General features: G+C 66.6%; 22 protein-coding genes. 16 read left to right on the forward strand and 6 right to left on the reverse strand.

Annotation, left to right across the window (positions count from 1 at the left end; all coding sequences use genetic code 11):
- The first annotated feature begins 86 nt into the window (after nucleotides 1–86).
- Complete coding sequence (locus tag P0Y52_14015; protein ID WEK57639.1) at nucleotides 87–998, forward strand: hypothetical protein; 912 nt, start codon at nucleotides 87–89, stop codon at nucleotides 996–998.
- Here the strand turns inward: P0Y52_14015 and P0Y52_14020 are convergent.
- Together P0Y52_14020 and P0Y52_14025 are read right to left on the reverse strand one after the other, a co-directional pair.
- The gene (locus tag P0Y52_14020; protein ID WEK57640.1) at nucleotides 995–1,768 is read right to left on the reverse strand and encodes a HesA/MoeB/ThiF family protein; all 774 of its coding nucleotides are present in this window, start codon (nucleotides 1,766–1,768) and stop codon (nucleotides 995–997) included. The two genes, P0Y52_14015 and P0Y52_14020, sit on opposite strands and share 4 nt — an antisense overlap.
- A gap of 49 nt (nucleotides 1,769–1,817) precedes the next feature.
- A complete protein-coding gene (locus tag P0Y52_14025; GenBank protein ID WEK57641.1) occupies nucleotides 1,818–2,228 on the reverse strand; it encodes a BLUF domain-containing protein in 411 nt (136 codons plus the stop codon).
- A gap of 152 nt (nucleotides 2,229–2,380) precedes the next feature.
- Between P0Y52_14025 and hslV the strand changes: the two genes are divergently transcribed.
- Together hslV and hslU are read left to right on the forward strand one after the other, a co-directional pair.
- Nucleotides 2,381–2,935, forward strand: a complete 555-nt coding sequence (gene hslV, locus P0Y52_14030) for an ATP-dependent protease subunit HslV (GenBank protein WEK57642.1) — start codon at nucleotides 2,381–2,383, stop codon at nucleotides 2,933–2,935.
- A 71-nt stretch (nucleotides 2,936–3,006) separates the two neighbouring features.
- Nucleotides 3,007–4,311: an ATP-dependent protease ATPase subunit HslU gene (gene hslU, locus P0Y52_14035; GenBank protein WEK57643.1), complete on the forward strand. Its 1,305-nt coding sequence runs from the start codon at nucleotides 3,007–3,009 to the stop codon at nucleotides 4,309–4,311.
- Nucleotides 4,312–4,363: 52 nt separating this feature from the next.
- Here hslU and P0Y52_14040 read toward each other — a convergent pair whose 3' ends face one another.
- A complete protein-coding gene (locus P0Y52_14040) occupies nucleotides 4,364–5,104 on the reverse strand; it encodes an alpha/beta hydrolase (protein WEK57644.1) in 741 nt (246 codons plus the stop codon).
- Nucleotides 5,105–5,183: 79 nt separating this feature from the next.
- On the opposite strand from P0Y52_14040, the gene P0Y52_14045 reads away from it, so the two are divergent.
- The 10 genes from P0Y52_14045 (at nucleotide 5,184) to P0Y52_14090 (ending at nucleotide 13,488) form a co-directional block, all read left to right on the forward strand.
- Nucleotides 5,184–6,149: a glycosyltransferase family 9 protein gene (locus P0Y52_14045; protein ID WEK57645.1), complete on the forward strand. Its 966-nt coding sequence runs from the start codon at nucleotides 5,184–5,186 to the stop codon at nucleotides 6,147–6,149.
- A 126-nt stretch (nucleotides 6,150–6,275) separates the two neighbouring features.
- The gene (infC, locus tag P0Y52_14050; GenBank protein ID WEK57646.1) at nucleotides 6,276–6,797 is read left to right on the forward strand and encodes a translation initiation factor IF-3; all 522 of its coding nucleotides are present in this window, start codon (nucleotides 6,276–6,278) and stop codon (nucleotides 6,795–6,797) included.
- A 255-nt stretch (nucleotides 6,798–7,052) separates the two neighbouring features.
- Nucleotides 7,053–7,250, forward strand: a complete 198-nt coding sequence (gene rpmI / locus P0Y52_14055; protein WEK57647.1) for a 50S ribosomal protein L35 — start codon at nucleotides 7,053–7,055, stop codon at nucleotides 7,248–7,250.
- 56 nt (nucleotides 7,251–7,306) lie between these two features.
- The gene (gene rplT / locus P0Y52_14060; GenBank protein WEK57648.1) at nucleotides 7,307–7,663 is read left to right on the forward strand and encodes a 50S ribosomal protein L20; all 357 of its coding nucleotides are present in this window, start codon (nucleotides 7,307–7,309) and stop codon (nucleotides 7,661–7,663) included.
- Between the two features lie 232 nt (nucleotides 7,664–7,895).
- A complete protein-coding gene (locus P0Y52_14065) occupies nucleotides 7,896–8,099 on the forward strand; it encodes a dodecin family protein (GenBank protein ID WEK57649.1) in 204 nt (67 codons plus the stop codon).
- Nucleotides 8,100–8,157: 58 nt separating this feature from the next.
- The gene (gene pheS, locus P0Y52_14070) at nucleotides 8,158–9,234 is read left to right on the forward strand and encodes a phenylalanine--tRNA ligase subunit alpha (protein WEK57650.1); all 1,077 of its coding nucleotides are present in this window, start codon (nucleotides 8,158–8,160) and stop codon (nucleotides 9,232–9,234) included.
- Between the two features lie 15 nt (nucleotides 9,235–9,249).
- Complete coding sequence (locus P0Y52_14075) at nucleotides 9,250–9,648, forward strand: hypothetical protein (protein WEK57651.1); 399 nt, start codon at nucleotides 9,250–9,252, stop codon at nucleotides 9,646–9,648.
- Nucleotides 9,645–12,068, forward strand: a complete 2,424-nt coding sequence (gene pheT, locus P0Y52_14080; protein ID WEK57652.1) for a phenylalanine--tRNA ligase subunit beta — start codon at nucleotides 9,645–9,647, stop codon at nucleotides 12,066–12,068. Before P0Y52_14075 ends, pheT begins: the two co-directional genes overlap by 4 nt.
- Nucleotides 12,069–12,070: 2 nt before the next feature.
- Entirely contained in the window at nucleotides 12,071–12,622 is a 552-nt protein-coding gene (locus tag P0Y52_14085) for a TIGR00645 family protein (protein ID WEK57653.1), read from the forward strand.
- Nucleotides 12,623–12,864: 242 nt separating this feature from the next.
- Nucleotides 12,865–13,488: an EipA family protein gene (locus tag P0Y52_14090; GenBank protein WEK57654.1), complete on the forward strand. Its 624-nt coding sequence runs from the start codon at nucleotides 12,865–12,867 to the stop codon at nucleotides 13,486–13,488.
- Nucleotides 13,489–13,833: 345 nt separating this feature from the next.
- Here P0Y52_14090 and P0Y52_14095 read toward each other — a convergent pair whose 3' ends face one another.
- Both P0Y52_14095 and P0Y52_14100 read right to left on the reverse strand, forming a co-directional pair.
- Nucleotides 13,834–15,171, reverse strand: coding sequence for a trypsin-like peptidase domain-containing protein (locus P0Y52_14095; GenBank protein WEK57655.1), 1,338 nt, complete (start codon nucleotides 15,169–15,171; stop codon nucleotides 13,834–13,836).
- A gap of 83 nt (nucleotides 15,172–15,254) precedes the next feature.
- Nucleotides 15,255–16,445, reverse strand: coding sequence for an acyl-CoA dehydrogenase (locus P0Y52_14100; protein ID WEK57656.1), 1,191 nt, complete (start codon nucleotides 16,443–16,445; stop codon nucleotides 15,255–15,257).
- 148 nt (nucleotides 16,446–16,593) lie between these two features.
- Here P0Y52_14100 and P0Y52_14105 point away from each other — a divergent pair, with 148 nt between their 5' ends.
- The 3 genes from P0Y52_14105 (at nucleotide 16,594) to P0Y52_14115 (ending at nucleotide 18,904) form a co-directional block, all read left to right on the forward strand.
- The gene (locus P0Y52_14105) at nucleotides 16,594–16,860 is read left to right on the forward strand and encodes a DUF6356 family protein (protein ID WEK57657.1); all 267 of its coding nucleotides are present in this window, start codon (nucleotides 16,594–16,596) and stop codon (nucleotides 16,858–16,860) included.
- A gap of 204 nt (nucleotides 16,861–17,064) precedes the next feature.
- Nucleotides 17,065–18,249: a CaiB/BaiF CoA-transferase family protein gene (locus P0Y52_14110; protein ID WEK57658.1), complete on the forward strand. Its 1,185-nt coding sequence runs from the start codon at nucleotides 17,065–17,067 to the stop codon at nucleotides 18,247–18,249.
- A 79-nt stretch (nucleotides 18,250–18,328) separates the two neighbouring features.
- Nucleotides 18,329–18,904 carry a hypothetical protein gene (locus P0Y52_14115; protein WEK57659.1) on the forward strand — a complete coding sequence of 192 codons (576 nt, stop codon included), beginning with the start codon at nucleotides 18,329–18,331 and terminating at the stop codon, nucleotides 18,902–18,904.
- A 96-nt stretch (nucleotides 18,905–19,000) separates the two neighbouring features.
- Here the strand turns inward: P0Y52_14115 and odhB are convergent, their stop codons facing one another.
- The gene (gene odhB / locus P0Y52_14120; GenBank protein WEK57660.1) at nucleotides 19,001–20,494 is read right to left on the reverse strand and encodes a 2-oxoglutarate dehydrogenase complex dihydrolipoyllysine-residue succinyltransferase; all 1,494 of its coding nucleotides are present in this window, start codon (nucleotides 20,492–20,494) and stop codon (nucleotides 19,001–19,003) included.
- Nucleotides 20,495–20,522 lie beyond the last annotated feature (28 nt).

Here is a 20,522-nt window from a genome sequence, read left to right on the forward strand (position 1 = left end):
GGCGCTAGGCCTCGTTCACTCACGGTTCAGGGTCGGAGACTGAGCTTGACCGTTGCTCGGCGGGAACGCTCGAACGGGAGGGCTATATGAAAGTACTGAAGCTATTGGCTGGGGCGATGACGCTCACAGTTGCTGCGTTGCTGGTGCTGATTTTTGCTTATGTGACGTGGATGCCTCGGGGGCCCGCGCTGACTGCAGTTGCGCCGACGCCGCATGGCAAGGGCAGTTTTGTCATGTCGGCGTGGAAAAATTCAGATCGCCGAACCATTCGAGTCTGGACATACCGGCCCGACGCCTGGAGCCCCGAAGACCCTGTTCTTTTCGTTATGCACGGCATGGGCCGAAACGCTGAGACCTATCTGGATAGGTGGAGCGAAATCGCCGACCGCAAGGGTATTCTTCTGATCGCGCCAGAATTTGACAGCCGCTTCGCTGAGTACATCACCAGCGACTATCAGGAAGGCAATCTTCGGAATGTGTTCGGCGCACCCAATCCAGAAAGCGAATGGGCCTTCACCGCTATCGAGAATGTCGTCGACCATATCAATGCAGCCAATGACTGGTCAGTGACGCAGTATGACATGTTTGGCCATTCGGCAGGCGGTCAGTTCGTTCAGCGGATGGTCATGGTCAAGCCGGAGGCGCGCATCCGTCGGGCGATAGCCGCCAATGCGGGAACCTATGCCTTTCCTGACAGCAGCATCGACTTCCCATACGGGGTGAAAGGCGTCTCGAACGATCGCGGCAAATCCTACGCCAGACATCTGATCATCCTGCTGGGCGAGAACGACACCGACGCTGAACAGGGACGCCTGGATCAGTCTGCCCGCGCAATGGATCAAGGCGATCACCGGCTGGAACGAGGCATGAAGTTTTACGCCGCCGCTCAAGCCGATGCAGAGCAACGCGGTCTGCCCTTCAATTGGCAAGTCTCGACCGTACCGGACGTCGGCCATGACTTCCGTCGCATGAGCGAGGCTGCCGGAGAGCTCTTCTAAGCTTGCACGCCACAGATTTGACAGGCCGGGTCCGTCGTAACCCTGGCCACCCGGCTGGTTCCGGTCAGGCCGTCGTAGAGCATCAGCCGACCGGTGAGGGGCTCGCCCGCGCCGGTGATGATCTTGATCGTCTCCAGCGCCGCCATGGCGCCGATGACCCCGGCCAGGGCGCCGACCACGCCCACGCGGGCGCAGGTCTCGGCGTCGGGCGGGGTTTCCGGCACCAGGCATTGATAGCAGGGCTTGCCGGCGAAGACCCCGACCTGACCGTTCCAGCGGCCCAGCGCCCCGGACACCAGCGGCGCGCCCGCCATGACGCAGGCGGCGTTGACGGCGAAGCGCGTCTCGAAATCGTCGGTGCCGTCCAGCACCACGTCGAACCGCTCGATGATGCTGCGGGCGTTATCAGGCGTCAGCCGCTCCACGAAGGGCTCGACGACGACATGGGGATTGAGCGCGGCCAGATGGTCAGCGCCCGCTTCGACCTTCGGGCGTTCGGCGTCGGCGGTCGTGAAGATGATCTGGCGTTGCAGGTTCGACAGGGCCACCGCGTCATGGTCGATCAGGCCCAGGGTCCCGACCCCGGCGGCGGCCAGATAGAGGGCGGCGGGCGCGCCGACCCCGCCCAGGCCGACGATCAGCACGCGCGCGCGCTTCAGGGCCTGCTGGCCCGGACCGCCGATCTCGGACAGCACCAGTTGACGCGCATAGCGGTCCACCTCCTCATCGGAGAAGCGGACGGGGGCGGCGGGAGCGGAGGGCGTGTTCACCCCCGACATCTAGCGCGTCGTCAGGGGAACGCCAGCCCGAGACGCGGCATCAGGCCGGTTCCGCCAGACTGGCCGCCGTGGCCGCCAGCACTGTCTCGGCCTTGGCCGGGCTGATGGCCGACAGGTCCTCATCGTTCAGCAGGTCCAGCATGGCCGGCGTGGCCGTGGCCTGTCCCATGGCCCAGTGGCCGAACATGCGGGCGGCGATCGGCCGGTCGGACAGGAGGCGCAGATTGACGTGCCGCCGATCATGACTCAGACGATCCATCAGCCGGTCGAGGTCGGTCCGCGCGCCCTCGATGGCTTGAAGAAAGCGGCCGTTGTGCCCCAGCAGCACCCCGGTCAGATGGTCGCGGCGATTGTTGCGCTCCGACACCCCCAGGATCTCAGCGATCGACAAGAGGCTGGTCCCCGCCGCGCCGACGGCCTCGCTGACGTAGATGATGCGGTGCAGGGGCAAGGCGGAACTCGAACTGAAGACGATGCAGACAAACCAGAGCGCCCCTTGTCACGGACGGGGTTAACAAACCACGAGCGCCGATCGGGGGCGACGGCGCGCCTGCGACCGGACGGCGTCTTGCGAGGCCGACCATTCCTCGCCATCTGGTCGTCATGACCCAGACTTCCAGCTTCCCCGACTGGCACGGCACCACCATCCTGGCGGTGCGCAAGAACGGCCGCACTGTCATCGCCGGCGACGGCCAGGTCTCGATGGGGCCGACCATCGTCAAGGGCGCGGCGCGCAAGGTGCGCACGCTTGCGGGCGGCAAGGTCCTGGCGGGTTTCGCTGGGGCCACCGCCGACGCCCTGACCCTGATCGAGCGGCTGGAGGCCAAGCTGGAGCAGTATCCCGACCAGTTGGCCCGCGCCTGCGTCGAGCTGGCCAAGGACTGGCGCACCGACCGCTATCTGCGCCGGCTGGAGGCCATGCTGCTGGTGGCCGACAAGGACACCATCCTGACGGTGACGGGCGTCGGCGATGTGCTGGAGCCGGAGTACGGCGTGGCCGCTGTCGGCTCTGGCGGCAACTATGCGCTCGCCGCCGCCCGCGCCCTGATCGACGAAAACAGCGAGCTGGACGCCGAGCAGATCGCGCGCAAGGCCATGAAGATCGCCGCCGACATCTGCGTCTACACCAACGGCAACCTGACCATTGAGAGTTTGTAGGGCGCTATCGCTCGCCGCGCGGCGGCTCGCTGCTTGAGCGCCTGTCTGAGTATTTCTGGACCGTCTGACCCATGACCGACCTGTCTCCCCGCGAAATCGTTTCCGAACTGGACCGCTATATCGTCGGTCAGGACGACGCCAAGCGCGCCGTGGCCGTGGCTTTGCGCAACCGCTGGCGCCGCAAGCGCGTGCCGGAAGATCTGCGCGACGAGGTCACGCCCAAGAACATCCTGATGATCGGCCCCACGGGCGTCGGCAAGACCGAGATCGCCCGGCGCCTGGCCAAGCTGGCCGGTTCGCCCTTCCTCAAGGTCGAGGCCACCAAGTTCACCGAGGTCGGTTATGTCGGTCGCGACGTGGATCAGATCATGCGCGACCTGGTCGAGAGCGCCCTGGTCATGGTGCGCGACAAGCGCCGGTCGGGCGTCAAGGCGCGCGCCGAAGGTCAGGCCGAGGATCGCATTCTGGACGCCTTGGTCGGGCCGGGGTCGCAGCCCGCCACGCGTGACGCCTTCAGGAAGAAGCTGCGCGCTGGCGAGCTGGACGACAAGGAGATCGAGATCGCCCTGACCGACACGACCTCGCCCCTGCAGGGCCTGGACATGCCGGGCGGCGGCGGCAACGTCGGCCTGCTGAACCTGTCGGACCTGCTGGGCAAGATGGGGGGCGGGCGCACCAAGACGGTCAAGCTGACGGTCGCCGAAGCCATGGCCCCGCTGACCACCGAGGAAAGCGATAAGCTGCTGGATCAGGAAAGCCTGACCAAGGAGGCGCTTCTGCTGGCCGAGAACGAGGGCATCGTTTTCCTCGACGAGATCGACAAGGTGGCGGCGCGTCAGGGCGCCTCCGGGGCCGATGTTTCACGTGAAGGCGTGCAGCGCGACCTGCTGCCGCTGATCGAAGGCACGACAGTGTCGACCAAGTACGGGCCGGTGAAGACCGACCACGTCCTGTTCATCGCCTCGGGCGCCTTCCACGTCGCCAAGCCCAGCGACCTGCTGCCCGAACTGCAAGGCCGCCTGCCGATCCGGGTCGAGCTGAAGGCCCTGACGCGCGACGACTTCAAGCGCATCCTGACCGAGCCGGAGGCCAACCTGATCCGTCAGAATCAGGCCCTGCTGGAAACCGAGGGCGTGACCCTGGTCTTCACCGACGACGCGGTCGAGGCCATGGCCGACGCCGCCGTGGCCGCCAACAACACCGTCGAGAACATCGGCGCGCGCCGCCTTCAGACCGTGCTGGAGCGGGTGCTGGAAGAGACCAGCTTCAAGGCCTCGGACCTGTCGGGCCAGACCCTGACCTTCGACGGCGATCAGGTGCGCGACAAGGTCGGCGAACTGGCCAAGAACATCGACCTGAGCCGGTTTATCCTGTGATGGGCTGAAGCCGATTTCCTCCCCATGAAATGGGGAGGAAAGACGCAAGCGATCAGCCCCGCACCGCCTCCACCGCTTCGACCAGCCGTTCCAGATCGCGCGGCGTCGACAGCCGATGGTCTCCGCCCTCGATCAGGTCCAGACGCACGTCGCCGCCGGTCAGGCGCTCGAGCAGCTCGACCTGATGGCGCCACGGCACCACGTCGTCGGCGCGGCCCTGCAGCACATGAACCGGCGCACTGATCTCGATCACGCCGTCCAGCAACAGCCAGTCGCGCGCCTCCTCGAACATGCACCGGGCCAGGACGTAGGCCCCCAGCCCTGCCTCGGTGATGACCGTCTCGCCGTCGCGCAGGATGGCCTGACGCTCGTGGTCGGCCAGGCCGGGCCACATCAGCTTTTCGGTGAAGTCCTGCGCCGGATTGACCAGCACCAATCCCTTGATCCGCTCCGGCCGGGCCAGGGTCGCCAGCAGGGCCACCCAGCCGCCCATCGACGACCCTACGGGAATGATCGGCCCTTCGAGACTGTCGATCAGGGCCACGGCGTCCTCGCGCCAGCGGCCGATGGTGGCCTGTCTCCAGTCGCCCGAGGACTGGCCGTGGGCGAAGTGATCGTAGCGGACATAGTTCCAGCCGCGTTCGCGGGCGGCGGAGTCCAGGGCCAAGGCTTTCGTCCCCTCCATGTCCGAACGGAAGCCGCCGATCCAGACGACCGTAGGGCCGTCGCCCTTGACCGCCTTGAAGGCCAGGGTCTCGCCGTCGGGGCGTTGCAGGGTTTCGACATCGGACATGAAAACTCCTCGGACTGTCATTCGGCGTGGAATGGCTTTAGCAGAGGCGGGACTTCTTCACAGGCCGCGAGAGCCCCGCTTGTCCGCACCCAAAGCCCTCTTCGTCAGCTCGAACCGGATCGGCGACTGCGTCATCTCCTCGGGAGTGATCCGCGAGATCGCGCGCCAACTGCCGGGGGTTCAGATCACCGTGGCCTGCGGACGTCCCCCGGCGCCCTTCTTCCGGTCCGCCCCGAACGTCAAACGCGTCATCATCCTCGACAAGAAGAAGGCCGCCGGACACTGGGTCGATCTGTGGAAACAGGTGCGCGGGACCCAGTGGGACCTGGTCGTCGACATTCGCGGTTCGGCCCTGGCCTGGCTGATCCCGGCCAAGCGCCGGATCGTCTATAATCGCCGCTGGGAGACGGGTCTGCGCAAGGTCGAGATGGTGTCGCGCCTGATGGGTTCGGCCACGCCGCTGGCCCCCGAAATCTGGCTCGACGCTCAAGCCCGCGCCGAGGCCGCCGCCGTCATCGACCCGCAACTGGCCGCAGGGCCCGGCGTGGGGCCGATCATCGCCCTGGCCCCCATCGCCCACCAGCCGGGCAAGTCCTGGCCCGCCGACCGCTGGGGTCAACTGGTCGAGAAGCTGAAGGCGGAGCCCCGCTTCGACGGCTGGCGCTTCATGCCCGTCGGCGGACCCGGCGACCGCCCGCCCGCGACCCCGGCGCTGGAGACGGCCGGCGAGCGCGCCATCGACGGCGTGGGCAAGGGCGACATCCTCTGTTCCGCCGCCCTCATCGACCGCGCAGCCCTGTTCGTCGGCAATGACAGCGGCCTGATGCACGTATCCGCAGCGCTGGGCCGGCCGACACTCGGCCTGTTCGGACCGACCGAGTGGTGGCTCTACGGCCCCTGGGGCCCCACGACCCGCACAGTGGCCTCCAACGAGACGCGCGGCCAGTTCGCCCCCATCGAGGATCTGACCGTGGATCACGTCTTTGAGGGGGTCTTGGCGCTGCACGACGCCTTCATTGGCGGTCAAAACCCCGACCAGCCTTGAATTACAGGGCTTCTATCGTCATATTCCCGCCGCTGGGAACGCCGCCCTTCGTCGCGCGCTGAATCCCTGCGAGATTATCGCCTGCTCTTCTGACCACATAAGGAAACGACGCCCATTCGCCGTCCCATGCAAGCGCCGCCCGTCAAGGACGGGCCGCCCATCAACCAGGAAATCCGCGCCACGCGCGTGCTGCTGATCGACCAGAACGGCGAGAAACAGGGCGTCATGCCGCTGTCGTCCGCGCTGGAAGCGGCCGAAGAAGCCGGTCTGGATCTGGTCCAGATCGTCGGCAACGCCGAGACGCCGGTCTGCAAGATCCTGGATTACGGCAAGCATCGTTTCCAGGAGCAGAAAAAGAAGGCTGAGGCGCGCAAGCGTCAGAAGGTCGTCGAGCTCAAGGAAATCAAGCTCCGCCCGAACATCGACACCCACGACTACGACGTGAAGGCCAAGTCGATGCACCGCTTCTTCGAGGAGGGCGACAAGGTCAAGGTGACCCTGCGCTTCCGCGGCCGCGAAATGGCGCACCCGGAACTGGGCATGAAACTGCTCAACAAGGTGCAGGCCGACTTCGACGAAGTCGCCAAGGTCGAATACGCACCGCGTATGGAAGGCCGTCAGATGATCATGATCCTGGCGCCGCGCTAAGGCGGCCTTCGATCGCTCATCAAGCCCCGGTCTCTGACCGGGGCTTTTTTCTTGGACCCGCCAGGACCAATGAATCCGATTGATGGGCCGACACGGCCGTGACTCGCTTGCCTCGCGCCGGGGTTCGGCGTAGAAGCCGCCTCTTCGCGACCGAACAGCCGGGCTAACAGGCATGCCTGGGCCGTTCGTTTCAGCTTCGCACTCCGGGCTCAAGCAGCTCGAAGAGCGATAGCCCACTAAAAAGAGAGAGTGAAAATGCCGAAACTGAAGACGAAGTCTGGCGCCAAGAAGCGCTTCAAATTCACGGCCACTGGCAAGGTGAAGGCCGGCGTTGCGGGCAAGCGTCACCGCTTGATCAGCCACAACTCCAAGTACATCCGCCAGAACCGCGGCACCTCGGTCATGGCCGACGCCGACGCCAAGAAGATCAAATCCTATATGCCGTACGCCTGATAGGCGCGCGCGTTTCGATCTGATCTCTACGTAAGAATTTGAAAGGATAGCGACACATGGCTCGCGTCAAACGGGGCGTAACGTCCCACGCCAAACACAAGAAGGTTCTTAAGCAGGCCAAGGGCTTCTACGGCCGCCGCAAGAACACCATCCGCACGGCCAAGGCCGCCGTCGACCGCGCTGGCCAGTACGCCTACCGCGACCGTCGCAACAAGAAGCGTTCGTTCCGCGCCCTGTGGATCCAGCGCATCAACGCCGCCGCCCGTCTGGAAGGCTTCACCTACTCGCAGTTCATCCACGGCCTCGACAAGGCCGGCATCGTGCTGGACCGTAAGGTCCTGTCGACGATCGCCGCCGACGAAGCCAGCTTCAAGGCCATCGCCGAGAAGGTCCGCGCCGCTCTGGCCGCCTAAGTCTCGCGACTGCGCTCAAGCAGCGAGGCTCTGAGAGCCGAGCTCTAGCGTAAAGGCCACGCGCTCAAGCAGTTCAGCCCCGTGGGCTGAGCGGTAGCGTACAAAGATACAAACGCCCGTCCCGTTCTCGGGGCGGGCGTTTTTCATGGCCAAGCCTGACTTTTCGCCGGATCGGGCGTTGGGGTCGACAGCGGGTTCGACCGGCGAACGCGCGTTTGAGGAGGCCCTGTCGATGTCCATTGCCCGCGTCACCGAAATCACCGCATCGTCCACCGTCAGCTTCGACGACGCCGTCGTCCAGGGCGTGGCGCGCGCCGAAAAAACCCTGCGCCATGTCGAGGGGGCCTGGATCCAGGAACAGAAGGTCGTGGTCCGCGACGGCCAGATCGCCGAATACCGCGTCAACATGAAGATCAGTTTCGTCCTCGCAGACTAGGCCTGATCGACGCTGAAGGCTTTGCGTGACGGCCGTGTCGGGCTAGACGCTGCGGACCATGACCGATCTCGCCCAGCTAGAACTCGACCTGATCAACGCCATCGGAGCGGCCGAAAGCGTCGCTGCGATCGAAGAGGTGCGCGTCGCCGCCGTCGGCAAGACCGGCGCCGTCTCCGCCCTGCTCAAGGGGATGGGCGCGCTCAGCCCCGACGAACGCCGCGAACAGGGGCCGATCATCAACGGCCTGCGCGACCGCGTCACCGCCGCACTCGCCGCCCGGAAGGCCGAGTTGGAGACCGCCGAGCTGGACGCCCGCCTGCTGGCCGAGCGCATCGACCTGACCCTGCCCAGCCGCCCGCGCCGCAAGGGCGGGGTGCATCCGACCATGCAGGTCATGGACGAGATGATCGCCCTTTTCGCCGAGATGGGTTTCGCCGTGGCCGAAGGCCCGGACATCGAGGACGACTTTCACAACTTCACCGCCCTGAACTTCCCGCCCAAGCACCCGGCGCGGGAAATGCACGACACCTTCTTCTTGAAGCCCGACCCGGAAACGGGCGAGCGCAAGGTGCTGCGCACTCACACCAGCCCGGTGCAGGTGCGCACCATGATGTCGCAGAAGCCGCCGATCCGCATCATCGCGCCCGGCCGCACCTTCCGTAAGGATTCCGACGCCACCCACACGCCGATGTTCCATCAGATCGAAGGTCTGGTGATCGACCGCGACATCCACATGGGTCATCTGAAGACGACGCTGGAAACCTTCATCGCCCGCTTCTTCGAGCTGGACGACGTCAACGCCCGCTTCCGTCCGCACCACTTCCCCTTCACTGAGCCCTCGGCGGAGATGGACATCCGCTGCGACCGATCGGGCGGCAAGCTGACCCTGAACGAGGGCGACGACTGGCTGGAGATCCTCGGCTGCGGCATGGTTCACCCGAACGTACTGCGTAACTGCGGCATTGACCCGGATGAGTATCAGGGCTTCGCCTTCGGCATGGGCGTCGATCGCCTGGCCATGCTCAAATACGGCGTCTCCGACCTGCGCCCCATGTTCGACGCCGATACGCGCTGGCTGGCGCACTACGGCTTCTCCGCCTTCGCCGCGCCGAACCCGGCGTCGGGCCTCAGCTGACCCGAGAGTTAGATCATGACCGCTACCCAAACCGCCGCCCCCATCACGCTTGAGCTGCTGGGCCCGGGCCCAGAGTTCACCAAGGCCAGCGTCTGGCTGCCGCAGTTGTTCATGGAGACCAGCCGCGCCGGTTCACCGACCATTGAGAACCTGACCTTTACCGAATGCCTGATCGAAGGACCGGCCGTGCTGCTCCCGCTGGCCGGCTGCACCTTCGACGGCTGCAACATGGGCGACGCCCACGGCGATCCGCGCAACCTTCTGCTCCAGCCCGTCGGGCCGCAGCGCGTGACCGGCGCCATTCCGCTGAAGAACTGCAAGTTCATCAACTGCCGTTTCCTTGGAGTCGGCTTCACGGGAACCCCCGCCTACCTCGACGAAATGGTCTCGGCCCTCGGCGGCGCGCCCCAATGAAGTTCACGCTTTCCTGGCTGAAGGACCACCTCGAGACCGAGGCCGACGTCCATCAGATCGCCGAAGCCATGACCATGGCCGGGCTGGAGGTCGAGGAGGTCCATGATCCGGTCGCCGCCCTGGCGCCCTTCACCGTGGCCAGGATCCTCTCGACGGCGCGTCACCCCGATGCCGACCGCCTGCAGGTCTGCCAGGTCGAGACGGTCGATGGCCTCAAGGAGATCGTCTGCGGCGCCCCGAATGCGCGTCCCGGCCTGACCACCATCTACGCCCCCATCGGCGCCTATGTGCCCGGCCTGGGCGTGACCCTGGTCGAGAAGCCGGTGCGCGGCGTGGTCTCGCACGGCATGCTGTGCTCGGCCTCTGAGCTGGAGCTGGCCGACGAAAGCGACGGCATTCAGGAGCTGCCGCCGGAGATCCCGGTCGGGACCCCGGTCGCCGGTCTGTTCGGCGCCGAGCCGGTCATCGACTTCGAGGTGACGCCGAACCGCCCCGACTGGCTGGGCGTCGCCGGCATCGCTCGCGACCTGGCCGCCGCCGGCGCCGGCAAGCTGAAGCATTTCGACATCGCCGTGGTGCGCGGCGCCTTCGCCTCGCCGATCTCGGTGCGGCTGGACGCGCCCGAGATGTGCCCGGTCTTCGCTGGTCGCGTCATCCGGGGCGTCAAGAACGGCCCCTCGCCGGCCTGGCTGCAGAAACGCCTGACCGCCATCGGCCTGCGCTCGATCAACCGCCTGGTGGATGTCACCAACCTGATCGCCTATGACCGCGCGCGGCCTCTGCACGTCTATGACATGGCCAAGCTGTCGGGGACGGAGATCGTCGTACGCGGCGGTCTGACCTCCGCAGAGACGGGCGAGCCCGAGCACCTGATCGCGCTGGACGGCAAGACCTACAGCGTTGCGCCGACCGACTGTGTCATCGCCGATGCTGCGGGCGAGCGCCCCATCGGCCTGGGCGGCGTCATGGGCGGGGAGTCCACCGGCTGCGACGAGGCCACGACCGACGTCTTCCTCGAAAGCGCCTGGTTCGAGCCTATCGTCATCGCCCAGACGGGCCGCACCCTGGGCATCCATTCCGACGCCCAGTATCGTTTCGCGCGCGGCGTCGATCCGGTTTCTGTCACGCCGGGTCTGGAACTGGCCACGCGCCTGATCCTCGACCTGTGCGGCGGCGAGCCGTCCGAGATCGTCTTCGTCGGCGAACCGCCCGCCAGCCCGGCGCCCTTCGCCTTCGACCCCGCCTATGTGAAGCGCCTGACCGGCATGGAACTGACCGACGACCGGATCGGGACCATTCTGGGCCAGCTGGGCTTCCTGATCACCAAGGGCGGCGCCGATCAGGCCGAGCCGTGGATCGTGACCCCGCCGTCCTGGCGTCGCGACGTCGAGGGCCGCGCCGATCTGGTCGAGGAAGTCGCACGCATCGAGGGCTTCCGCGCCCTGCCCAACACCCCCCTGCCCGAGGTCGCCCGCCATGCGCGCGGCGTGCTCAGCCCGCGTCAGGCCCGCGTTCGCATCGCCCGCCGGGCCCTGGCCAGCCTGGGCTATGCCGAGGCCGTGACCTGGTCCTTCACCAAGCAGTCGACGGCGGCCCTGTTCGGCGGCGGCGATGAGCGTCTGGTGCTGGAAAACCCCATTGCAGCCGACCTCGACTGCATGCGGCCCTCGATCCTGCCCAACCTGATCCAGGCGGCGGCGCGCAACGCCGCGCGCGGCCATGCCGACGCGGCCCTGTTCGAGGTCGGTCCGGTCTATCTGAACGACCAGCCGAACGGTCAGCGCACGGCCATCACCGGCCTGATCGCGCCCCATCCTGACCGCCACTGGAGCGGGGCGGGCGAGGACGCCCTGTTCGAAGTCAAGGCCGACCTGTTCGCCCTGCTGGAAGAGATCGGCGCGCCCGTCGCCTCGCTGCAGCTGGCGCAGGGGTCCAACCAGGGCTGGTGGCATCCGGGGCGTTCGGCTCGCCTGCAACTGGGGCCCAAGAACGTCATCGTCGAGTTCGGTGAACTGCACCCGCGCGTGCTGAAGGCCCTGGACGCCGACGGCCCCATGCTGGCCTTCGAGATCACTCTCGACGCCGTGCCGGAACCGCGTGGAAAAGGCGGCAAGGCGCGAGGCGCGGCGGACCTGCCGAACCTGATGCCTCTGTCGCGCGACTTCGCCTTCCTGCTGGATGAAGCCAGGGCCGTGGGCGACCTGACCCGCGCGGTCGTCGGCGCCGACAAGGCCCTGATCGCTGAGGTGCGCGTCTTTGACGTCTATCGCGGCCGGGGCGTGCCGGAGGGCCAGAAGTCGGTCGCCCTGGAGGTCGAAATCCAGCCCCGCGCCGCCACCCTGGCCGAGGCCGAGATCGAGGCCCTGACCGCCAAGGTCATCGCCGCCGCCGCCAAGGCCGGCGCGGTGCTGAGGACTTAAGGATGGCCGAGAAGAAGCCCTGGGCCGAGGTTCAGTTCGAGCGCAGCCTGTTCCGGGCCCGCTGGCTGATGGCCCCCTTCTACCTGGGTCTGGTCGCGGCCCTGATCATGCTGCTGGCCGTCTTCGTCCGCGAGCTGATCTACTACGTGCCCCAGGCCTTCATCATGGGCGAAGGCCACATGAAGTCGGACGGCGCCATCCTGGCCATCCTCAGCCTGGTGGACCTGTCGTTGGCGGGCAATCTGCTGCTGATCGTCATCTATTCCGGCTATGAGAACTTCGTCTCCAAGCTGGATCTGGACGAGAACCACGTCGATCGGCCGCCGTGGATGGGCACGGTCGACTTCTCTGGCCTGAAGATGAAGCTGATCGCCTCCATCGTGGCGATCTCGGCCATCTACCTGCTCAAGAGCTTCATGAACATCGGCAAGCCGGGCGTCCCGCTCGACGAGGCCGGCCTGATGTGGGCGGTGATCATCCACCTGACCTTCGTGGCCTCGGGCGTCCTGCTCGCGGTGATGGACTGGGTCGCGGCGAAAACCGACAAGCACTAGGGCTCCGCCCTAGTGATTTTTTTTGGGGCCTATCGCGCTTCGCGCTACTTGAGGCCCGCGATATTGGGGGCCTTCTGGGGTCGTCTGGGGCTGCTGACAAAGGCTTGATTGGCTTTGGCGGCCTCGAATACGGCCAAGCAAGGTTCGGTTAACCTTAAAGCCCCAAGGCTGCCGCAAAAGACACGGACGGTAGGCCAAGCCCGCGACGATGGGCGCACCGTTCTCTGTCAGGAGCCTCGACCATGCATCGCCGCCAACTGATCCGTTCCAGCCTTGGTATCGCCGCCGCCGGCGCCCTGCCCGTGGGCCTCGGCGCCTGCGCCTCGACGCGCCAGCCGACCGACCCCAACTATCCGATCGCCTCGGACCAGACGGCCCAGGCCTATACCTTCGAGGAACTGGTCGCGGCCGGCTCGCGCGAAATGGGCATCGCCGCTGAGGCCATGGGCGCCGCCATCGAGCGCATCTTCGCCGAACAGGGCGACCGTCCGACCGCCTATATCGCGGGCGAGGAAGCCGCCGGCGCCGCCGCCATCGGCGTCCGCTACGGTCGGGGCGCTCTGCACATGAAGGATCTGTCGGCCTCCCAGGAAGTCTTCTGGCAAGGCATCTCGATCGGTTGGGACGTGGGCGGCAACGCCAGCCGCGTCTTCACCCTGGTTTACGGCCTCTATCACCCCGACATGCTCTATCGCCGCTACCCCGGTGTCGAGGGCTCGGCCTATCTGGTCGCCGGTCTGGGCGTGAACTACCAGCGCGCCGACGGGATCGTCCTCGCCCCCATCCGCACCGGCGTCGGCCTGCGCCTGGGCGCCAATGTCGGCACCATGAGCTACAGCCGCCAGCGCAACATTCTTCCTTTCTGATACCAGGAAGGAAGGGGCGCTAGCGCTCGACCCGCGGGGCCTCGCTGCTGGAGCGCAGCGAGCGACCTGGGCTGAGCGCCTGGTGGCGGGGTTAGGACAAAAACCGTGCGTTTCGGCCACGAAAAGACCCCCATTCGGCCCTTCGTCCGCCCGGAAGGAAAGCCAAAAAGGCAACATCGGCCTGTCGGAGTTCGGAGAAGTCCCGGATCCTGAACAGCCCCCCCAGCCCCCCTGGATTTTTCCGCTAAGGGCTTCGATGGGTCGATGCTTCCTCCAAGCGAGACGCCCGCGACCGCCCCCCTCCCCCTCCTGGCGACGCGGGCGTTTTGCTGTCTGGAACCAGGATCAGCCGGGCAGGCTGATCCGCGTCCGCTCGCCGTCCCGCACCACCGTAAGATCGACCGCGCCGCCCTGCAGGGCCTGCGCCAGAGCCGCCATGTCGGCCACGGCCGCACCGCCGGCCTCGACCACCACGTCGCCCGCCTGAACCCCCGCCGCCGCTGCGACCGAACCTCCGTCGACGACGGTGATCTGGGCGCCCGCACCCTCGCCCGAGTTTCTGAAGGTCAGGCCGCGTCCCATGGCCGCGCTGCGGCCCACACGGACCGCCGCCGGATCGGGCGACTGGACCGTCAGGCTGGCCGTCGCCTCGCGCCCGTCGCGCAGATAGACGACCGGCAGGGCGGCGCCCGGCCGGGCGATGCCGACGGTGGCCTGGACCGAGCCGGCGTTGGCGACCGGGCGGTTCTGGATGCGAGTGATGACGTCGCCGGGCCGCAGGCCCGCCTGCTCGGCCGACGAGCCCGGAGCGGCGTCATAGACCACGGCCCCGCGCACGATGCCCAGGCCCATGTCCCGCGCCCGCTCGGCGGTCAACGACCCCAGAGCCGCGCCGATCTGACCGCGCTTGACCTCGCCGGTGGCGCGCAACTGGTCGACCACGAACATCATGATGCGGGTCGGCACGGCGAAGGCGATGCCGTCGTTGCCTCCGCCCATGCCGCCCGACAGGATGGAGGTGTTGATGCCGATCAGCCGCCCCCGGCTGTCCAGCAGCGGCCCGCCCGAGTTGCCCGAGTTCACCGCCGCATCGGTCTGGATATAGTCTTCAATGGCGTCGCCCATGCCCGAGCGGTTCAGGCCCGAGATGACCCCCATGGTCAGGGTCTGGTCGAGGCCGAGCGGATAGCCGACCGCAAAGGCCAGGTCCCCGGTGCGCAGGGTGTCGGAATCCACCGTCTGGACCTGTGACAGGCCCGAGGCCTCGATCTTCAGCACGGCGATGTCGGTGGCCTTGTCGGCCCCGATCAGGACGGCGTCGAACAGGCGGCCGTCGATCATGTCGACAGTGAATTTCTGGCCGTTCTCGATGACGTGGTTGTTGGTGACGATGATGCCGTTGGCGGCGTCGATAATGACGCCTGACCCGCCCTGAGAGGGCTTGGGATCGCCGTCCGAACGCGGCCCGCGCGACTGGCCCAGGGTCGTCACCTGCACCACGGCGGGCAGGGAGGCGTCCAGACCGGCGGCGAAGGTGAAGACCCCGCGTCGGGCGTCATAGGGCAGGCCCTGAACGCCGGGCGTCTGGGCCGAGGCCGCCGCCGGGGCCGCGACCACGGGTGCGGCGCTCAGGATCAGGGCAAGGGCGGCGCCGGTCGAGGCCAGCAGGGTGGATCGCGTCATGGTCGGTCCCTTCACAGGCGCACAACCTAGCGCGGGAAACCCGCCGTGACGACAGCCTCGACCGTCACAATAAGCGTGAGCCCTTAGAAGGCGCTTTCGCCCGTGATGGCCCGGCCCAGGATCAGGGCGTGGACGTCGTGAGCGCCCTCATAGGTGTTCACCGTCTCCAGGTTCATGGCGTGGCGCATGACGTGCAGTTCGCCGGTGATGCCGGCGCCGCCGTGCATGTCGCGGGCCTCACGCGCCACGGCCAGGGCCTTGCCGCAGTTGTTGCGCTTCATCAGGCTGATGGCCTCCGGCACCCAGGCGCCGGTGTCGAGCAGACGACCGAGCGCATAGGCGCCCTCGAAGCCGAGGAAGATCTCGGTCTGCATGTCGGCCAGCTTCTTCTGCACCAACTGGCGCGACGACAGGGGGCGGCCGAACAGCATGCGCTCGCCGACATAGTCGCGGCTGGCGTGGAAGCAGAACTCGGCGGCGCCCATGGCCCCCCAGGCGATGCCGAAGCGCGCCTTGTTCAGGCAGCTGAACGGCCCGCGCAGACCCTGCACGCCCGGCAGGATGTTGGCCTCCGGCACGAAGACGTCGTTCAGGCCGATGTCGCCGGTGATCGACGCGCGCAAGGACAGCTTGTCGCCGATCTTGTCCGTGGTGAAGCCGTCGAAGTCGCGCTCGACGATGAAGCCGCGGATCTTGTCATCGAGCTTGGCCCAGACGATGGCCAGGTCGCTGATCGGCGAGTTGGTGATCCAGTATTTGGCGCCGTTCAGGCGATAGCCGCCGTCGACCTTGACGGCTTTCGTCTTCATCGAGGCCGGGTCCGAGCCGCCGTCAGCCTCGGTCAGGCCGAAGCAGCCGACCAGTTCGCCCGCCGCCATCTTCGGCAGGAATTTCATTTTCTGCTCTTCCGAGCCGAAGGCGTAGATCGGGTACATGGCCAGCGAGGACTGGACGCTCATGGCCGAGCGATAGCCGCTGTCGACCGCCTCGACCTCGCGCGCGATCAGGCCATAGGCGACGTGGCTGGCTTCGGAGCCGCCGTACTGTTCCGGCAGCATGGCGCCGAGGAAGCCCATCTCGCCCATCTCGGTCATGATGGCGCGGTCAAAGGTCTCGTCGCGGAAGGCCTCGACCACACGCGGCAACAGGGCCTCGCGGGCATAGGAGCGCGCCGCGTCCTGAATCATCCGCTCGTCGTCGGTCAGGCGCCCGCGCAGGTCGAAGGGGTCGTCCCAACGGAAGGTCTGTTGCGAAGCGTGCGAGCCGTCAGCCATGATGTTTCCTGCGCGATTAAGCGGGGTTCTCTGGTCGTCACGCGCGATCGACGGGGCGTGACGATGCGACCCCTGTTCCGGTCGCCGGTTTAGGGCAAAATATCGGAACCGGGTAGAGGGGCGCGGCGAACCGCGTTAGGCTTGAACCATGTCGTCCACGTTTTCACGCCTGTTCCGCGATCATCCGCGCGAGGTCCGCGAGACCTATCTCGAACATATGGCCGCTTCGGCGCGCTTCGGCTTCAAACTGATGCGGCTGGCGGGCTGCGCCTTCACCCACGCCGTCGTGCCGGGCGTGCACAAGAGCACAGTGTCCGACGCCATCCGCGGCATGGCCCGCGACATGGGCGGCCGCGCCGAGGAGGCTCGCGACAGCCGCATGCGCAACGCCGGCGTCTGGGACGTGGGGCTGTAAGCGCCGCCATGCTGAATGACCCTTCTCCCCTCGGGGGATAAGGTGGGCTCCGGAGGCGCTCGGATGAGGGGGCGCTTTCCCCGTTCCCGACGCGGCCCAATGAACACCTCCACAATTCAAACTGACTAGTTGCCTCCACCCTCCCCTTCATCGGGCCCTGACGGGCCACCTTCTCCCCCGAGGGGAGAAGGGCTACCTAGGGGCATGACCCAAGCTCACGGCCCCCTCTCCGGCGTTCGCGTTCTCGACCTTTCCCGCGTTCTGGCCGGCCCCTGGGCGACGCAGACGCTCGCTGATCTGGGCGCCGAGGTGATCAAGATCGAGCGTCCGGGCGAGGGCGACGACACCCGCCACTGGGGCCCGCCCTTCACCACCACGACCGACGGGTCCAAGGGCGACGCCGCCTATTTCATGTGCGCCAACCGGGGCAAGAAGTCCGTCGAACTGGATATCGCCAGCGAGGAGGGCGCCGAGACCGTGCGCCGTCTGGCGGCGACCTGCGACGTGGTGGTCGAGAACTTCAAGACCGGCGGGCTGAAGAAGTATGGCCTCGACTATGCCGGTCTGTCGGCGATCAATCCCAGGCTGGTCTATTGCTCCATCACCGGCTTCGGCCAGTCCGGGCCGGACGCCCACCGCGCCGGCTATGACTACATGATCCAGGCCATGGGCGGACTGATGTCGATCACCGGCCAGCCGGACGGCGCGCCGGGCGCCGAGCCGATGAAGGTCGGGGTGGCGGTCGTGGACCTGTTCACCGGCCTCTATGCCTCCAACGCCATCCTGGCCGCCCTGATGCATGCGCGAGCGACCGGCGAGGGCCAGCACGTCGACATCGCCCTGTTCGACGTCCAGGCGGCCATGCTGGCCAATCAGGCGACCAACTACTTCGTCTCAGGCGTCGCGCCGACGCGGATGGGCAACGCCCACCCCAACCTGGCCCCCTATCAACCCTTCCCCTGCTCGGACGGCATGGTGGTGATCGCGGTCGGCAACGACGGCCAGTTCCGCGCCCTGGCCAAGGCCCTGGGCGTCGAGCCCATGGGCGCCGATCCGCGCTTTTCCACCAATGCGCTCAGGGTTCAGCACCGGGTCGAACTGTCGCCCACCCTGTCGGCCCTGACGGCGGGCTTCACCATGAAGGGGCTGATGGCGGCGCTGGAGGCGGCGGGCGTGCCCTGCGGCCCGGTCAACACCATCGATCAGGTGTTCGAGGAGCGGCAAGCGATCCAGCGCGGCCTGACCGTGGAGCAGTCACGCCCCGACCTGGCCACGCCGATCCGCACCGTCGCCTCGCCCATCCGCCTGTCCAGGACCCCCGTCCGCTACGACGCCCCGCCGCCGAAACTGGGGCAGGACACGGACGCCGTGCTGGCGACGCTAGAATAGACAAACGAGCCTCCGGTCGCGCTTCCGCATTTGCCAAGGCTATAGTGACGCCTGCGCTGCACATCAGGAGGGAAAATCCGTGACGACGGCAGACTATGCACTGATCGTATCAATTTTTTCTGCCTCCGTTGCCATCGCGTCGTTCGCTTGGAACGTATGGTCTAAGTGGCTCTATCCGAAAGCAAAGCTCCGAGTCGGATTCGCCGCGATTGTTGTCCACTTCGGCAACGGACCGCTGGATCAGCAACCTCGATTTCTTCGATTAGCCATGACGAACTTCGGGCCTACCGAACTCACGGTAACAACCGCAGTTCTGAGATTCGCGCCAAAATCGTTCTGGAAGCGCGGTCAGAACGCAATCGTGAACCCTGTAACCAGCATCTACACCCCCGAAATAGCAGGCGGCCCGTTTGCGGGCGGTTTGCCGAAGAAACTAGGCGTGGGAGAAACGTTCGATCTCTTCTTCCCGCACGACCCCGACTCGTTCGCTCGGCAGAAGCTAAATCGCCTTGGTGTGATCGACACCTTTGGCCGCTTCCACGGCGCACCTCGCGTTGATCTCGAAAGAACGCGCAAAGAACTAGATTTGAAATTCAGTGACGGCACGCTCGGAGCGCCGACAGCAGAGGAATGTGACTTCGGGACCCCTGCGTAAAAGACTCCGCAATCAACTCACCTCCATCTACAATTGAAAACGGCGGGACCCTTTCGAGTCCCGCCGTTTTCATTCTTCGCGTTGCTCGCGCGAACCTTAAAGGTCCAGCAGGGCGCGGGCCGGATCTTCCAGCAGTTCCTTGATGCGGACCAGGAAGGTCACGGCTTCCTTGCCGTCGACGATGCGGTGATCATAGCTGAGGGCCAGGTACATCATCGGGCGGATCTTGACCTCGCCGTTGATGGCCATCGGGCGCTGCACGATGTTGTGCATGCCCAGGATGCCCGACTGCGGCGCGTTCAGGATCGGCGTCGACATCAGCGAGCCATAGGTGCCGCCGTTGGTGATGGTGAAGGTGCCGCCCTGCATCTGATCCATGGTCAGGGCGCCGTCACGGGCGGCCTTGCCCAGGGCGCCGATGCCCTTTTCGATACCCGCCAGCGACAGGGTGTCGGCGTCGCGCAGGACCGGAACCACCAGACCCTTGTCGGTGCCGACGGCCACGCCGATGTCGTAGTGGTTCTTGTAGATGATGTCCGTGCCGTCGATCTCGGCGTTGACGGCGGGCAGCTCGTGCAGGGCCTGAACGACAGCCTTGGTGAAGAAGGACATGAAGCCCAGCTTCACGCCGTGGCGCTTCTCGAACACTTCCTTGTACTGGGCGCGCAGGGCCATGACGTTGGTCATGTCCACCTCGTTGAAGGTGGTCAGCTGGGCGGCCGTGTTCTGGGATTCCTTCAGGCGACGGGCGATGGTCTGACGCAGGCGCGTCATCTTCACCCGCTCTTCGCGCGGCTGGTCGGCGCGCGGGGCGGCCGCGGCGGCGGCGGCGGGCGCTGCCGGAGCAGCGGCGCCGATGGCGGCGATGGCGTCAGCCTTGGTGATGTTGCCCTTCGGACCCGAGGCCGACAGCGACGCCGGGTTCAGGTTGTTTTCCGAAACGACGCGCTGGACGGCCGGCGACAGGTGGGCCGAAGCCTTATCTTGGCTTTGGGCCTGAGCCGAGCCGGTGTTGGCCGGAGCAGCGGCGGGAGCGGCCGCCGGAGCCGCAGCAGCGCCCGAGGCCGAAACCGAACCGATGACCTGACCAGGGGTCACGGTCGAGCCGTTGTCGGCGGCGATGGTCAGGACGCCGGCGGCCGGGGCCGAGACTTCCACCGCGACCTTGTCGGTCTCGATCTCGACCAGCAGTTCGTCCTTGGCGACGGTGTCGCCCGACTTCTTCAGCCAGGTTCCGATCGAACCCTCGGCGACGCTTTCGCCCATGGTCGGGACGGCGATCTCGACCGAGGCCGAGGCGGCGACCGGAGCGGCAGCCGCGGCGGGCGCAGCCGGCGCGGCGGTCGGGGCCGAAGCGCCTTCGCTCACCGAACCCAGCACCGTGCCGGGCACCACGGTGTCGCCTTCAGCGGCGTTGATCGCCGCCAGGACGCCGTCGGCCGGGGCCACGACTTCCAGCGAGACCTTGTCGGTTTCCAGTTCGACCAGGACTTCGTCCTTACGGACGGCGTCGCCGACCTTCTTGGTCCACTTGGCGATGGAGGCTTCGCTGACGGATTCACCGAGGGCGGGAGTGAGGATATCGGCCATGGTTCGGTCCAGTGTCTTTTTGTGTCTT

This window comes from Candidatus Brevundimonas phytovorans (assembly GCA_029203145.1).
Classification (GTDB): domain Bacteria; phylum Pseudomonadota; class Alphaproteobacteria; order Caulobacterales; family Caulobacteraceae; genus Brevundimonas; species Brevundimonas phytovorans.

Coding starts and splice junctions, on each gene's coding strand:
- P0Y52_14015 (WEK57639.1), top strand. CDS start 87: ATGAAAGTACTGAAGCTATTGGCTGGGGCGATGACGCTCACAGTTGCT.
- hslV (WEK57642.1), top strand. CDS start 2,381: ATGACCCAGACTTCCAGCTTCCCCGACTGGCACGGCACCACCATCCTG.
- hslU (WEK57643.1), top strand. CDS start 3,007: ATGACCGACCTGTCTCCCCGCGAAATCGTTTCCGAACTGGACCGCTAT.
- P0Y52_14040 (WEK57644.1), bottom strand. CDS start 5,104: ATGTCCGATGTCGAAACCCTGCAACGCCCCGACGGCGAGACCCTGGCC.
- infC (WEK57646.1), top strand. CDS start 6,276: ATGCAAGCGCCGCCCGTCAAGGACGGGCCGCCCATCAACCAGGAAATC.
- rpmI (WEK57647.1), top strand. CDS start 7,053: ATGCCGAAACTGAAGACGAAGTCTGGCGCCAAGAAGCGCTTCAAATTC.
- rplT (WEK57648.1), top strand. CDS start 7,307: ATGGCTCGCGTCAAACGGGGCGTAACGTCCCACGCCAAACACAAGAAG.
- P0Y52_14065 (WEK57649.1), top strand. CDS start 7,896: ATGTCCATTGCCCGCGTCACCGAAATCACCGCATCGTCCACCGTCAGC.
- pheS (WEK57650.1), top strand. CDS start 8,158: ATGACCGATCTCGCCCAGCTAGAACTCGACCTGATCAACGCCATCGGA.
- P0Y52_14075 (WEK57651.1), top strand. CDS start 9,250: ATGACCGCTACCCAAACCGCCGCCCCCATCACGCTTGAGCTGCTGGGC.
- pheT (WEK57652.1), top strand. CDS start 9,645: ATGAAGTTCACGCTTTCCTGGCTGAAGGACCACCTCGAGACCGAGGCC.
- P0Y52_14085 (WEK57653.1), top strand. CDS start 12,071: ATGGCCGAGAAGAAGCCCTGGGCCGAGGTTCAGTTCGAGCGCAGCCTG.
- P0Y52_14090 (WEK57654.1), top strand. CDS start 12,865: ATGCATCGCCGCCAACTGATCCGTTCCAGCCTTGGTATCGCCGCCGCC.
- P0Y52_14095 (WEK57655.1), bottom strand. CDS start 15,171: ATGACGCGATCCACCCTGCTGGCCTCGACCGGCGCCGCCCTTGCCCTG.
- P0Y52_14100 (WEK57656.1), bottom strand. CDS start 16,445: ATGGCTGACGGCTCGCACGCTTCGCAACAGACCTTCCGTTGGGACGAC.
- P0Y52_14105 (WEK57657.1), top strand. CDS start 16,594: ATGTCGTCCACGTTTTCACGCCTGTTCCGCGATCATCCGCGCGAGGTC.
- P0Y52_14110 (WEK57658.1), top strand. CDS start 17,065: ATGACCCAAGCTCACGGCCCCCTCTCCGGCGTTCGCGTTCTCGACCTT.
- odhB (WEK57660.1), bottom strand. CDS start 20,494: ATGGCCGATATCCTCACTCCCGCCCTCGGTGAATCCGTCAGCGAAGCC.